Below are 13861 nucleotides of genomic sequence, written 5' to 3'. Positions count from 1 at the left end.
CTCGAGAGAGACGGTCGTGCTCAGCTCGGGTTCTTGACCCGCTGTTCGCCTTCGAGTGCCTGCCGCAGCAGCGATTCCCAGTACGCGGCCTGGTCGACGGCCATCGAGCGGTTGTTCTCCCAATCGGCCTCGGTCGCCTTCGCCGGGTCGATCATCGCGTTCCAGTTCGGGTTCTGCGCCTGCTGGGCCGCGAGCAGGATGGCGCGCCAGGTTTCGGCCTGCCGCCGCGAGAAATCACGCGCCTCCTCCCATTTGGACTGTGCGGGCGACGACTGCGTGCCGACGTTCCGCCAGGCCGCGGCGGCCTTGTCCCTGGCTTCCTTCCCGGCTTCGCCCTCGGTCTCCCTGGCGGCCTTCTCCGCGGCCTCCGCGTCGGTGATCAGCCGCGCGATGGTGTGCAGCCACTGCTGGTTCTGATCCAGCACCCGTTCACGGAACGACTCGATGTCCAGTCGCGCCGCATGCGCCCAGCCCCAGGCGAAGAAGTCGGTCAGATCGTCGTCGGTCGCGCCCGCGCGGACGGCGTAGGAGGCGGCGAACCGCACCTGCGCGCCGGGATCGTTCTGCGCCAGCATCCGGACGTAGCGGCGATCCTCCTCGACCAGCGCCCGTTTCTGCTCGCCGAGATCGGCGCGGAACTTGAGGTCGCGGGCCTTGGCGGCCTCGTACCCGCCGCCGTGGCAGAACTCTTCGCGTTTCGACGGCGGCTGGGTCAGGTAGTACGAGGCCGCTTGGTACACCTCCGGCGAATACTGCCTGGTGTGCGTTTCCAGCAGCCTGTTCAGGAAATCGATGTTGCGTTTGTCGAGGTTCTGCGCCCTTTCCTTCGCGAAGACGAGTCCTCCATCGGGCAGCCGCAGGAACTCGATGGCCGCCGCGTCCGGATCCTCGCTCAGCAGCGCCACCCACGCGTCGGTCTTCACCGTCGCGTACACGCCGTATTTCGCGTGGTACAGCACTTCCCGTCGGGCGATCTCACCCGGTGTCGCGGCCGAGACCGAGACGACGCCCGGCACGGCCGCGCCCGCCACCGGAACGGAGACCGTCCCGGTGAAAAGGACGGCCGCGCACAAGGCACAGGACAGCATTCGTTGATACACAGAAGTCCCCAATCACTTCGGTGCAGAATGGATATTCGGTTGTGTGCGGAATGATCAGCGGCGATACGCGACCGTTTGCCCGGTCGCCGGATAGTGCAGGATCCAGCCGCCCTGGAAGTCGCTGCGCCTGCCGTTTTCGACGGCGTATTCATCATTGATCGGGTATCCGAGGTAACCCGTCCCGCCGCCTTCGGCGATCCACTTGTCCTGGATGGCGCCGTAGACGAGTTTCGGTTCGATCGACTTGTCGCCCCGGTAGAGGCTCGCCCCGTTCCGGAACTTCACGCGGTGCGCGCCGTCGGGGAGGGTCTCCTGGTCGGTCTCCGGGAACGAGAACCGGAGGCCGCCGAAGGCCACGTACCTCACGACGAACGGCGAGCCCATCCACCTCGGGGCCGGCCCGAGCCGATCGTGCTGGTACATCCGGCCGTTGGCGAAGTCGCGGTACCGGAAGCCGTTGCCGTCATAGCCCTCGAACACCTCGGAGGCGGTGGGCGCGCCCACCGCCGCGGCGGCCGCGGCGTCGTTGTACCACCGGAGCATGAGGACCGTGGTGATCTCGGGGTCCGGTTGCCGGGCCGTCCACGCGATGTCGTCCATGAAGGACGGACCGCCGTCGAAGGCGTTGGATCCGGTCCGTGCCGCCACCCAGAGCTTGTTCTGGAAATGGCGGAGGAACCGGCCCGGCTGGGCCTTCGATTCCAGCGCGACGTGGGCCGACACGGGTTTCGGGCACCAGGTCGCGTCGAGTTTGAACTGGTCCGTGCCGTCGTTGCCCTGCACCTTCACCGCGAGTTCCCGCTGCCGGAGGTAGGTGCCCACCTGACGGGTGGATTCCAGCGAGTAGCAGCCCGCGTCGGCCAGCCCGGTCACCACGCGCCAGTTCGCGGCGGGGAACGGCCTGGTGCCGGTCGGCCGGTTCGGGTTGTCACCGGTGCCGATGGTGCCTTCGCCGGAGACGTTGCCGGTCACGTAGAAGCCGCGCCGCCCTTGCGAGGTGGCCATGAGCGACTGTGTCAGCGGCAGGAATTGCCCTTCCCGCAGGAAAGCGGTCACGTCGGCGGGGGTGCCCCGCAAGGCCGCGTCGGCGGCTTGGACCAGCCGCGGCCGCAATCGGGAGGTCTCGGCCTTCGCCCTGATGTCCCGCACCTTCTGGCGATCGGCCTCGTCGCGCGCGGCTTGTTCGCGGGCGCCGTCCCGTTTGACCGCGTCGTGGACGCCGCGGTCGATGTACGCCCGCCACACGAGCCTGTCGCTGCTCTGCAGCGCGGCGAGCGCGGCGGACTTGACCTCCGCGTGGACCGGATCGGCGAGCTGGGTGGTCTTGAGCAGTTCGCGGATGAAGTCGTCGTCGGCCAGAGCGAGCCACGCCGGGTTCGGCGGGATCGGGACGGCGTTGACCGCGTTGGTGCGGGCGAAGTCGGATTCCAGTTTCTTCGCGGCTTCTTCGTCCCGCTCGCGCTCACGCGCGATGGCGTCGAGCTGGTCCTGGGTGTGCAGGTCGTAGATCGTCGTGGTGATGAACGTCTTCCAGCCCGCTTCGTCACCGCCCCAGGCTTCGAGGGCGCCGTTCTTCACCTTCGGCCCGGAAGCGCGTTTCCAGACCTGGTAGACGAAGTTCTGGTCGGTCCCGTCGAGCATCGCGGCGTCGGCGGTGATCCCGGCCCAGCGTGCCGCGTCCTCCCTGGCCTTCCTGGCCAGCTCGAGTTCGTGGTCGCGCCGGATCTTCTCGTCGTGGTCACGGTCGACGAACTCGTGGATCCCGGTGCGGATGAACGCCGACGCGTCGGCGACTTCGAGTTTGTAGACGCGATACGCCTCGGCCTTGGTCAGCGGGTACCGCGCCGGATCGGCGCGGTCGTACACGCGGAACACGAACGCCTTGTCGTCCAGTGAGGTCCACTCACCGGTGATCTCTTCGCCGATGGCCGTGACGGCCCTGGCCTTTTCGAGGACACCGGCGGGCGGGACTTCCGTCGTGACGACGTCTTTCGCCCCGTCGGCGGCCATCGGTGACGCGATCGCGAGGTTTCCGGACAGAAAAACGGCAGCGGCCATCGCCGCGATCCCCAACGGGACCGATCTTCGGTACATGTTCAGTTATCCCCAGTTCCCGGAATTCCCCCAGTGAAATCCCGGTCGTGGTTCACCTAACCGCTGATGTCCGATTCGCGCAAGATCCGCCTGGACGAGTCAGGAAATCACTCTTGCGACGGGCGTCCGGAAAGGAATTGTCAGGCGCCTTCGACGCCGATGTCGAACGCGGACTCGCTTTCGGCCTTCGAGTACGAGCGGAACGCGATGTGCGTGACCGTGCTCAGGACGCCGGGGACCTTGCCGATCTTCGCCGGGATCAGATCCGCGAGGTCTTCGTGGGCCGCGACGCGGACCGAGGCGATCAGATCGACGTCGCCCGCGCAGGAGTAGACCTCGCGAACGCCCTCGATGTCCGCGATCGCCTGCGCCGCCTCGGGGATCGCATCGGCTTCGACCTGGACCAGAACGATCGCGGTGATCACTACAGCGCCTCCTGCTTCGGTGGATCCGGTGCCGCGATCCTAGCCCGCCACGTGTTCCAGCGCCGTCGCGCTCGCCGCCAGGTCGAGCCACTCCTGCCAGCCGCCCGCCACGGCGGCGGGCTCGGCCCAGGGGTGCGTGGTGCGCACGAGCCGGACGCCCGGACGGGTGAGCCAGCGCAGCAGGATGAGCACCTCCTCCGGGAACGCGCCGAAGAGCGGCCCGGGGCCGGGGATCACCGTCTCTGCCGAGGCCACCAGCATCTCGACCACGGGCATCGGCGGCACCCCGCGCCGCGCGACACCCGCCGACGCGAGCCTGCCGTACCGGATCACCGCGAGCTCCCAGCCGCCCTTTCCGTCCGGCCCGGCGGCGATCAGCTCCGGGATGCCCGCCAGCGCCGACTGCCGGTGCGCCCTGCCGACCGCGCGGATCAGCCCGGCCAGCTGATCGCGGTGCTGGGCGGCCTGTTCGTAGTGCTCGGCCTCGGCGAGCCGGGCCAGCTGATCGGCGGCGGCCCGCAGCGGCCGCCCGTCCGTCCCGGCGATGAGCCCGGACACCGCCAGCACGCCGGGCCGGTACGCCTCGACCGTCTGCTGCCCGGCGCACGGCGCCCCGCAGCGGCCGAGTTCGGCGAGGACGCAGGGCCTGCCGTTGGGGGAGGTGGCCGAGATGCGCTGGGTGCACGTCCGCAGCCCCGAGGCGCCGGCGAGGGTGTCCGCGGCCGACCGGGCGTCGGTCTGGGTGCGGAAGGGCCCCAGCATCCCGTCTCGCGGCATGCGGACCACCGAAAGGCGCGGGAACGCCTCCTCGGTCAGCGAGACCCACCACGCGTGCCGCGGGTTCTTGGAACGGCGGTTGTACATCGGGCGGTGGGCGGCGATCAGCCGCAGTTCCCGGACAGCGGCCTCCAGCGCGTGCGCGCATTCGACCGCGTCGACTCGCTCGGCCAGCGCGACCATTTCTCTGATCCGTCCCCGGCTCTCCGATCCGGTGAAGTACTGCCGGACCCGGCGGCGCAGGTCGGACGACGTCCCGACGTAGAGGACCTCGTCGCTCGGGCCGCGGAACAGGTAGACCCCGGGTTTCGACGGCAGATGCTCGGCGAGGGAACGTTTGCGCCGCTGGGCCGGGGTCACCTCGGGCAGGTAGTCGAGCAGTTCCTCGAGCGTGTGGACGCCGACGTTGCCCACCCTTTCGAGCAGCGCGTGCAGGACGTCGACGGTGGCGCGCGCGTCCGCGAGCGCGCGGTGGTTGGGCGTCGTGCGCGCCCCGAACAGCGCGGCCAGCGCGGAAAGCCGGTAGCTGGGCGTCTCGTCGCGGGAAATGACCCGGCGGGCGAGCCGGACTGTGCAGACGACGGCCGTCTTGGGCCAGTGGTAGCCGTGGCCCTCGCAGGCGGCACGCATGAAGCCGGTGTCGAAGGGGGCGTTGTGCGCCACCAGCACGGCACCGGAGATGAACTCGAGGAACGCCGGGAGCACCCTCTCGATGCGGGGAGCGTCGTAGACCATCGCCGTCGTGATGCCGGTGAGCTCGACGATCTGCGGCGGGATCGGCATCCCCGGGTTGACGAAGGTGGCGAACTCACCGACGATCTCGCCGGCGTGGACCTTGACCGCGCCGATCTCGGTGATCCCGTCCGGACCGGGTTTCGTCCCGGTGGTCTCGAGGTCGAAGACGACGAATGTGGTGTCCCGCAAAGGGGTTCCCAGCTCGTCGAAGGCGAGTTGCGCCGCGCCGGGCCGCCGTCCGGTGTCCATGATCCGGCACAGTAGGGGTGGGCACCGACAATCCCAGGATCCGCACACGCCGTCCCATCGAGCGCGCCCCGAGCCCATGGGGCCTACGCTGGAGCGATGCAGCCGCAGCCCGCAGTGCCCGAACTGCCCGAGGACGCCACTGGCGGCCCCTCGGGGGTCGTGGCGTCGTCAGGTGGGCCGTCCGACGAGGTCCCGGCCGAAGGCTGGACGTCCCTGCCGGAGACCGTACGTGAGCGGATCGCCGAGCTGGCGGCCGCCGCCGTCGGCAAGCTGCCGGTCGCCGACGTGCCGAGGCAGCTGCGGCCGGTCGCCAAGTTCGCCCCGGCGAAACGCGCGAAACTCGGCGGGACGGCGCTGCTCGTCGCGTTGGGGGAGTCTTCGCAGTTCCGGGTCGCGGTCACCGAATGGCTGCGCGACCACCGCACGGACGCCCTCGATCCGAACGCCCCCGATTCCGTCGCCGCCGCGGCCGCCGCCGTGCTGCTGGGCGAGGCGGGTGCGGCCGGACGGGTCCGGCTGGTGGCCAAGAACGCCGAGGAGACGGCGCTGCGTGCCGAACGCGACGCCGCGCTGGCCCGTAACCAGCGGCTCGAGGCCGAGCTGGCCCAGTTGCGCGAAGAGTTGCGGGAGGCCAAGGAGATCGCGGGCAGTGCGCGAGGTGAACGCGACGCCGAGGTCGAGAAGCTGTTGAAGCGCTTGCGAGAGCAAGGTGTCCAGCTGCGTCAGGCCAAGGACGCTGTCGCGCAGGCGCACGCCGAGATGGAGAGCGGCGGCGCCGAGCGCGCCGAGGAGATCAAGGCGCTGAAGGCCCAGCTGGACCGTGAGAAGCAGCGAGTCGCGGCTGAGCGGGTGCGGGCCGAGAAGGCCGTTACGGACGCCGAGATCGCCCGTCAGTCCGCCCGCGAGGCGCGTCAGGCCGACGAGGTCAGGCTCGGACTGCTGCTGGACACGATCGAAGGCGCCGTCGGCGGGCTGCGCCGGGAACTTTCGGTGAGCGCGCGGGGCCAACGCCCGGCGGACATGGTCCGCGGCGCGACGTCGGGCCTGGGCGCGGGCGGCAAGATCCAGGACGTCACTGCGCTCGACAGGCATCTCGCGCTGCCCAACGTGCACCTGATCGTCGACGGTTACAACGTCACGAAGACCGGGTATCCGGAGCTGGCGCTTTCCGACCAGCGCGACCGGTTGATCCACCAGCTTTCCGCGCTGGCCGCGCGGACCGGCGCCGAGGTGACCGTGGTGTTCGACGGCGCCGGCGTGCTCTCCGTGCCCGCGGCGGTGCCGCGCGGGGTGCGGGTGCTGTTCTCCGAACGCGGCGTGCTCGCGGACGACGTCATCCGGTCGCTGGTCGCGGCCGAGCCGCCCGGGCGGCCGATGGTGGTCGCGAGCACGGACCGCGCGGTGGCGGACTCGGTGCGGCGCAAGGGCGCGCATCCGGTGCCGTCGGCGGTGCTGGTGTCGAGGCTCAGCCGGGTCTGACCGGCTGCGGCTGCTGGTGCGCGTGCGATCCGCAAAGTCCGTGAAGGACTCCTTCACTACCTTCAGGGTAGGCAAGGGGCCCTTCACGGACCGCACCCCACGAACGAGGCCCGGAACTGTCGGTGGTCGCTCTTAATGTGCACCTCACCACCGAAAGTGAGGAGCCCGAGATGGACGACAAAGCCATCGCCGATATAGCGGACATAGAGACGTTCGTCATCGATTGCGACAGGTGCGCGGTCCGCGGTGACGCATGTCATGACTGTGTCGTCAGCGTCCTCCTCGGCGCGCCGCCGTCGCTCGAATGGGACGCCGACGAGCGCAAAGCCGTCGACGCGCTCGCGGAGGCCGGAATGGTCCCGCGCCTCCGGATGGTCGAGATCGTCGGTCAGGAGCGCCGGATGACGGCCTGAGACACGCCGCGACCGGGGCATTCGACGAGTGGTCGATCCGGTCGGATGAACGGTAGGTAGTCGTGATGAGCCCCAGGATGTAACGCCCGTCACAACTTTCCGCTCATGCTGGTCCGAAGGTGTTTCGGCGCATCACGGAGAGTTTTTGCGCCTGCCATGGTGGACGCGGTGCCCGTGGTTTCGTAACCTGTCCGAGATCTCGTGGCCGGAAGTCGTCGACAGACGACGACACGGGATCGCCACTGAAGCAGCTTTGTCGGGGAGTTGCACCAGAACCAGCCGTGCGCCAAACCTGTTGCGATAGCACTCGGCCAGGCGCAAGGCGGGAACGCGGGGAACCGCGCGGGCCTCACGGTCGGCGACGCGGCTTCGCGGAAGAGGGCCCCCGACCTCTTCATCCCGGGTTCCGGAGTAGGTGGCCGACAGCAAAGGAGACACGCGCGACCGTGCAGTCGCATCCAGTCAAGCGCGTGGTGTCAGGAGCTTTGGCCGCGGCCGCGGTGATCACAGCCGTAACGGTCGCCCAGCCTGTCGCCACTGCCGCCCCAGCCCCCGCCCCCCAGCAGCCCCCCTCCGGATCGGACGCGCTCGCCAAGTACCGCGAACTCGCGGCACAGGCCGAGACCGCGAACGAGGATCTCCTCAAGGCGAAGGACGACCTCGCCGCGAAGCAGGGCGAGCTCGACAAGGCCACCGCCGACGCCGCCGCCGCCAAGGACCTCGGCGTCAAGGCGGCCGGTGACGAGAAGACGTTCCAGACCGAGGTGAACAAGTTCGCCGGTGCGTCGTTCACCAGCGGTGTGCAGCTGAACAAGCTGTCCTCGCTGCTGTCGGGCGCGTCGACCCAGGACTTCCTGGAGCGCTCCTCGGCGCTCGAGGTCCTCGCCGCGAACAAGAACACCGCCCTGAACAATCTGAGCGGTGCCGTCGCCCAGTCCGCTGCCGCCGCGAAGCTGGCGTCGGACGCGCAGGGTGCGGCCACTTCCGCCCGTGACACCGCCGCCAAACTGACGACGGACATCGAGGCGCGCAAGAAGACGCTGGACGACCAGCTCAAGGAAATCCAGCGCGCCAGCGGCAACCTGAGCGCAGCGGACAGGAACGCCCAGAAGGACAAGGGCGGCGCGTTCCCCAACCTGCCCGCCCCGGGTCCCGCCGCCGCGGCGGCGCTCTCGGCCGCGAAGAGCAAGCTCGGCAGCCCGTACGGCTGGGGCGACGTCGGCCCGTCGTCGTTCGACTGCTCGGGTCTGATGCTGTGGGCGTACAAGCAGGCGGGGCTGACCCTGCCGCGGTCCAGCCGTCAGCAGGCGACCTTCGGCGCCCCGGTGCAGCGGGCGCAGCTCCAGCCGGGCGACCTGGTGTTCTACAACTCACCGGTTTCGCACGTCGGCATGTACGTCGGCAACGGCATGATGGTGCACGCGCCGACCACCGGTGACGTCGTCAAGGTGTCGCCGCTGCAGAACAACTACGTCGGGGCCCGTCGCCCGACGGCCTGACGTAAAAGACGAAAAGGGGCGGTACCGCGCAGGCGGTGCCGCCCCTTTCGCGTGTCGGGGGCCAAGTAGCCTGCAGGGGTGCTGAGGACCCTGCTCGTGACCAACGACTTCCCGCCCCGGCCAGGCGGCATCCAGAACTACCTGAACTCGCTGGCCACCCGCCTGCCCGCGGACGACCTCGTCGTCTACGCCCCGTCCTGGGAATCGAGCACCGGCTCGCACGGCGAGTTCGACGCCGCCGCCCCGTTCGAAGTGGTGCGCCATCCGACGTCCCTGATGCTGCCGACGCCGGACGTTCTCAAGCGGGCGAAGGAGATCATGCGGGCCCGCGACTGCGAGGCCGTCTGGTTCGGCGCCGCCGCGCCGCTCGCGTTGCTGGGGCAGCCGCTGCGGTCCGCGGGCGCCCGGCGCGTGCTGGCGTCGACGCACGGCCACGAGGTCGGCTGGTCGATGCTCCCGGGCTCACGGCAGGCGTTGCGGCGGATCGGCGACACCGTCGACGTGATCACTTACGTCAGCAAGTACACGCGCTCCCGGTTCTCGGCCGCTTTCGGCCCGATGGCGGGGCTGGAGATGCTCCCGTGCGGTGTCGACACCGCGCTCTACCGTCCGGACGAGGCGGCGGGCAAGGAGATCCGCGATCGGCACGGTCTCGGCGACCGTCCGACGATCGTCTGCGTATCGCGGCTGGTCCCGCGCAAGGGCCAGGACATGCTCATCAAGATCATGCCCGAACTCCGCAGGCGCGTCCCGGACGCGGCGCTGCTGATCGTCGGCGGCGGCCCGTACCGCAAGACGCTCACCGGCCTCGTCGAAGCGCTCGGGCTCGAAGACGACGTGGTCATCACCGGATCGGTGCCGTGGAAGGAATTGCCCGCGCACTACAACGCGGGTGACGTCTTCGCCATGCCGGCACGGACCCGTGGGAAGGGGCTCGACGTCGAGGGCCTCGGCATCGTGTACCTGGAAGCCTCGGCGACCGGGCTGCCGGTCGTCGCCGGGAATTCCGGCGGGGCACCGGAAACGGTGCTGGACGAGGTCACCGGGCACGTCGTCGACGGCCGCGACGAACAACAGCTGAGGGAGACGCTGGCCGCGTTGCTGGACGATCCGGTGCGGGCACGGCGGATGGGGGCCGCCGGTCGCGAATGGGTCAGCGAGAACTGGCGGTGGGACACCATGGCGAGCAGGCTTTCCGGCCTGCTCGACGGCGATCCGGTCGCGGCGGTCCGGTAGGCGGTCAGGGTTCGTAGCGTGCCGGATGGTTCGGGTCGTCGACGCGGATCACCACATCGGACAGCGCCACCGGATCGACTTCCTGTTCGTAGCGCTCGTAAGCGGGGAGCGCCCATTCGTCGGGCACTCGCCGTTTGAGCGCGGACGGCGAAAGCCACAGGTGCACGCTCAGGTCGAAGGCGAGCCCCGCGCCGTACAGGAACTCGCCGTCCACCAGGACGACGCCGCCTTCGGGCAGTTCGACGCGTTCGGCACGGGTGGCGCGATCGCGGACCGGATCCCACAAGGACGGGAGGACCCGGCCGCTGCCGCCCTCGGCGAGCGGGTCGAGCACCTCACGGCGCAGGGCCCCGAGGTCGAGCCAGTCGCTGTAGCGCGAGTCCGGGTCCTCTTTGCCGCGTTCGAAACGCAGTGAGGCGGGGCGGAGGAAGTCGTTCGCCGAGATCCGCAACGCCGCGTGACCGGCGATCCGCAAGGGATCGACCAGGGCGTCTGCGAGTTCTGTGGTGTTGGTCGCACCTGCGGCGCCGTCGACGGCGACAGCGATCCGGCGGCGGCCGGTGATCGCCGTGATGCGTTCGGTCAGTTCGGAGACCAGCAGAGCGGGAGAAATCGGACGGTAGCGCACAGACAGAGATCCTCCACCCGGACCGGTGACTGTCGCACGGTACACCCGATGGGATGATGGGCCGGTGACGAAAGCAGTGGCCAAGACAGCCGGAAGTGGTTGGCAGGTAGGGGTTTCCCGAACTGTGCCGCAGGGCAGCGCACAGGTGTGGGACTTCCTGGTCGGACGCGACGGGGTGGAGATCTGGCTCGGTCCGGGTGCCGAACTCGGTCGTGAGCCGGGCGCGGCGTACGAGACGGCCAACGGGACGGCCGGCGAGATCCGCGGTCGCACCGAGGGCGACAAGCTCCGGCTGACCTGGCGGCCGAAGGACTGGGACCACGATTCGACCCTGCAGATCACGGTGAGCGGCACGGATCAGAAGACCACGTTCCGTTTCCACCAGGAATGGCTCGCGGGCGCCGACGAGCGCGAAGAACAGCGGGCATACTGGACCGAGGTGACCGAGCGGGTGGTGGCCGCGCTGGCCGAACGCTGACCGGCGCGCCGGGGGAGGCGTACCGATGCGGGAAGATCTCAAGAATCTCACCGAGGACCTGGTCCAGGAGCCACACCGGATCTCCGCGCTGCTGCGGGAAGACGGCAGGGTCCGCAAGGTCCGGATGCCGCGCGGTCTGGACGTGTGGCTCGTGACAGGGCATGCAGAGGCCCGCGCCGTGCTCTCGGACCCTCGCGTGAACAAGGACACGGGCGAGATCCGGCGGCTCTTCGAACGCGACGGTTTCGAATCCGCGGGGGACAACGCCGTCCGCGCGCTGAACGGGCACATGCTCAATTCGGATCCGCCGGACCACACGCGGCTGCGCAAACTGGTCAACCAGGCCTTCACCTCGCGAACCGTTTCCCGCCTGCGGCCGAGGATCGAGCAGATCACCGCGGAACTGCTGGACGGCATCGGCGACGCGGAACGCACCGACCTGCTGCCCGCCTTCGCCGTTCCCTTGCCGATCAGGGTGATCTGCGAACTGCTCGGCGTGCACGCGGGCGACCAGCCGTCGTTCACGAAATGGTCGAACACGATGGTCGCCAGGTCGACGCCGGAGGAACTCCGCGCCGCCGCGGCGCAGATGCACGCGTACCTCGTGGACCTCATCGAGGAGAAACGCGCGCGGCCCGCCGAAGACCTGCTCTCGGGCCTGATCCACGCCAGCGACGAGGGCGATTCGCTCTCCGGCGAAGAACTGCTGTCGATGGCGTTCCTCCTGTTGGTGGCGGGGTTCGAGACAACGGTGAACCTCATCGCGAACAGCGTGTTCGCCCTGCTGCGCGAACCCGATCAGCTGGCCGCGCTGCGCGCCGATCCCTCGCTGATGCCGGGAGCGGTCGAGGAGTTCCTGCGCTACGACGGCGCGATCCATTTGGCGACCATCCGGTTCACCAGCGAGCCGTTGCCGGTCGGTGACGTCGTGATCCCGGCGGACGAGTTCGTGCTCGTGTCCCTGATCGGCGCGAACCGGGACGCCGGGCGGTTCGAAGAACCCCACCGGCTGGACGTCACGCGGTCGGCGACGGGGCATCTCGCGTTCGGGCACGGCATCCACTACTGCGTCGGCGCCCCGCTGGCCCGGCTGGAGGCCGAGATCGCGTTGCGCGGCCTGCTGGGGCGGTTCCCGCGCCTGAGCCTGGACGCCGAGCCGGAATCCTTGCGGTGGCGGGAAAGCACCCTCGTCCACGGTCTCGAAACCCTCCCTGTGCGCCTGCGCTGACGGGGGCGTGTCATAGGGTCGGGGAATGGACGCCGCCGAACTCCTCGCGCTCGACGCGGAACACGTCTGGCACCCGTACGGGCCGATGCCGAGTCCGATCGACTCCCTCCTGGTCCGCGAGGCGAGCGGGGTCCGGCTGACCCTCGACGACGGCCGTGAACTGGTCGACGGCATGTCGTCCTGGTGGGCGGCGATCCACGGCTATCGGAACCCGGTGCTGGACGCGGCGCTGGCCGAGCAGGCGGGCCGGATGAGCCACGTGATGTTCGGCGGGCTCACCCACGAACCGGCCATCAGGCTGGCGAAGACGCTGGTCGACCTCACCCCGGACGGACTGCGGCACGTCTTCCTGTGCGATTCCGGTTCGGTGTCGGTCGAGGTCGGCGTCAAGATGTGCCTGCAGTACTGGCAGTCGGTGGGGCGCAAGGAAAAGCGGCGCCTGATGACCTGGCGCGGCGGCTACCACGGCGACACGTTCACCCCGATGAGCGTCTGCGACCCCGACGGCGGGATGCATTCGCTGTGGCGCGGGATCCTGCCGGACCAGCTGTTCCTGCCCAAACCCCCCGGCGGGTTCGACGACGAGCCCGACCAGGCCTACCTCGACGTCCTCGCGGCGGAAATCGAGCGGCACGCGGGCGAACTGGCCGCGGTCATCGTCGAGCCGGTCGTCCAGGGTGCGGGCGGTATGCGGTTCCACCCGCCCGCGTATCTGCGCGCGCTGCGCGAGATCACCGAGGCCAACGACGTCCTGCTGATCTTCGACGAGATCGCCACCGGTTTCGGTCGCACCGGCAAGATGTTCGCCGCCGAGCACGCCGGTGTGACGCCGGACGTCCTGTGCCTCGGCAAGGCGCTGACCGGCGGCTACTTGACCATGGCGGCGGCGTTGTGCACACCGGAGATCGCCCAGGGGATCTCGCGGGGCGAACTGCCGGTGCTGGCGCACGGCCCGACCTTCATGGCGAACCCGCTGTCCTCGGCCGTCGCCAACGCGTCGCTGGGGATCCTCGCCGAGGGCGGCTGGAAATCCGACGTCCCGCGCATCGAGGCCGCGCTGAAAGCCGGGCTGGAACCCGCTCGTGAGCTGTCTTCGGTCGCCGACGTGCGGGTGCTCGGTGCCATCGGCGTGGTGGAACTGGACCATCCGGTGGACATGGCGGTGGCGACCGAGGTGCTCACCGCGAACGGCGTCTGGCTGCGCCCGTTCCGGAACCTGATCTACACGATGCCGCCCTACATCTCCGACGCCGAGGACCTCGCGACGATCACGTCCGCCGTGGTCGCGGCGGCGCAAAAAGCCTGAAGCGGGCCGAATTCAGCCTAAAGAGTGTGACGACGGCCACAGCAATCCGGAAAGGCCACGCTCGGTACAGCGCGTGACCTCGGGCTGATCCCGGTAAGGCGATCGGGCGAGTCCGATCGGGAGGTTTGGCCTGTGCTTTGTCGCAAAAGTGCGTTATGCCCTAGTTCTCCGGTGCACAAGCAAACCTGAGAAACCTTTGCGTAGCGGACTTTTG

At 69.4% G+C, this 13861-nt stretch carries 12 protein-coding genes; 7 read left to right on the top strand and 5 right to left on the bottom strand.

Annotated elements, in window-relative coordinates; genetic code table 11:
* Positions 1-20: 20 nt before the first annotated feature.
* From HDA45_RS08295 to HDA45_RS08280, 4 genes are all read right to left on the bottom strand, one after another.
* A complete protein-coding gene (locus HDA45_RS08295; protein ID WP_184893400.1) occupies positions 21-1088 on the bottom strand; it encodes a hypothetical protein in 1068 nt (355 codons plus the stop codon).
* A 66-nt stretch (positions 1089-1154) separates the two neighbouring features.
* On the bottom strand, positions 1155-3194 hold the full coding sequence (locus HDA45_RS08290) for an AbfB domain-containing protein (RefSeq protein WP_184905434.1): 2040 nt from the start codon (positions 3192-3194) through the stop codon (positions 1155-1157).
* Between the two features lie 140 nt (positions 3195-3334).
* On the bottom strand, positions 3335-3619 hold the full coding sequence (locus HDA45_RS08285; protein ID WP_184893398.1) for an Lrp/AsnC ligand binding domain-containing protein: 285 nt from the start codon (positions 3617-3619) through the stop codon (positions 3335-3337).
* 39 nt (positions 3620-3658) lie between these two features.
* On the bottom strand, positions 3659-5380 hold the full coding sequence (locus HDA45_RS08280; RefSeq protein WP_184893396.1) for a DEDD exonuclease domain-containing protein: 1722 nt from the start codon (positions 5378-5380) through the stop codon (positions 3659-3661).
* A 96-nt stretch (positions 5381-5476) separates the two neighbouring features.
* On the opposite strand from HDA45_RS08280, the gene HDA45_RS08275 reads away from it, so the two are divergent.
* From HDA45_RS08275 to HDA45_RS08260, 4 genes are all read left to right on the top strand, one after another.
* Positions 5477-6859, top strand: a complete 1383-nt coding sequence (locus HDA45_RS08275; protein WP_184893394.1) for an NYN domain-containing protein — start codon at positions 5477-5479, stop codon at positions 6857-6859.
* A gap of 170 nt (positions 6860-7029) precedes the next feature.
* Positions 7030-7272 (top strand): hypothetical protein, encoded by a 243-nt coding sequence (locus HDA45_RS08270; protein WP_184893392.1) that lies wholly within the window; start codon positions 7030-7032, stop codon positions 7270-7272.
* A 446-nt stretch (positions 7273-7718) separates the two neighbouring features.
* Positions 7719-8771 carry an NlpC/P60 family protein gene (locus HDA45_RS08265; protein WP_184893389.1) on the top strand — a complete coding sequence of 351 codons (1053 nt, stop codon included), beginning with the start codon at positions 7719-7721 and terminating at the stop codon, positions 8769-8771.
* A gap of 78 nt (positions 8772-8849) precedes the next feature.
* Positions 8850-10007 (top strand): glycosyltransferase, encoded by a 1158-nt coding sequence (locus HDA45_RS08260; protein WP_184893387.1) that lies wholly within the window; start codon positions 8850-8852, stop codon positions 10005-10007.
* Between the two features lie 4 nt (positions 10008-10011).
* On the opposite strand, the gene HDA45_RS08255 is transcribed toward HDA45_RS08260, so the two are convergent.
* Complete coding sequence (locus HDA45_RS08255) at positions 10012-10635, bottom strand: nucleoside/nucleotide kinase family protein (RefSeq protein ID WP_184893385.1); 624 nt, start codon at positions 10633-10635, stop codon at positions 10012-10014.
* A gap of 124 nt (positions 10636-10759) precedes the next feature.
* Here HDA45_RS08255 and HDA45_RS08250 point away from each other — a divergent pair, with 124 nt between their 5' ends.
* The 3 genes from HDA45_RS08250 to HDA45_RS08240 are packed head-to-tail and all read left to right on the top strand — an operon-like array spanning position 10760 to position 13647.
* Positions 10760-11113, top strand: coding sequence for an SRPBCC domain-containing protein (locus tag HDA45_RS08250; RefSeq protein WP_184905432.1), 354 nt, complete (start codon positions 10760-10762; stop codon positions 11111-11113).
* Between the two features lie 25 nt (positions 11114-11138).
* The gene (locus HDA45_RS08245) at positions 11139-12341 is read left to right on the top strand and encodes a cytochrome P450 family protein (protein ID WP_184893383.1); all 1203 of its coding nucleotides are present in this window, start codon (positions 11139-11141) and stop codon (positions 12339-12341) included.
* Between the two features lie 25 nt (positions 12342-12366).
* Positions 12367-13647: an adenosylmethionine--8-amino-7-oxononanoate transaminase gene (locus HDA45_RS08240; RefSeq protein ID WP_184893381.1), complete on the top strand. Its 1281-nt coding sequence runs from the start codon at positions 12367-12369 to the stop codon at positions 13645-13647.
* Positions 13648-13861: the final 214 nt, after the last annotated feature.

It is taken from the genome of Amycolatopsis umgeniensis (assembly GCF_014205155.1).
Taxonomy (GTDB): domain Bacteria; phylum Actinomycetota; class Actinomycetes; order Mycobacteriales; family Pseudonocardiaceae; genus Amycolatopsis; species Amycolatopsis umgeniensis.
The sequence above is the reverse complement of the archived record's forward strand: the minus strand, read 5'-3'. Positions and strand labels throughout refer to the sequence as shown.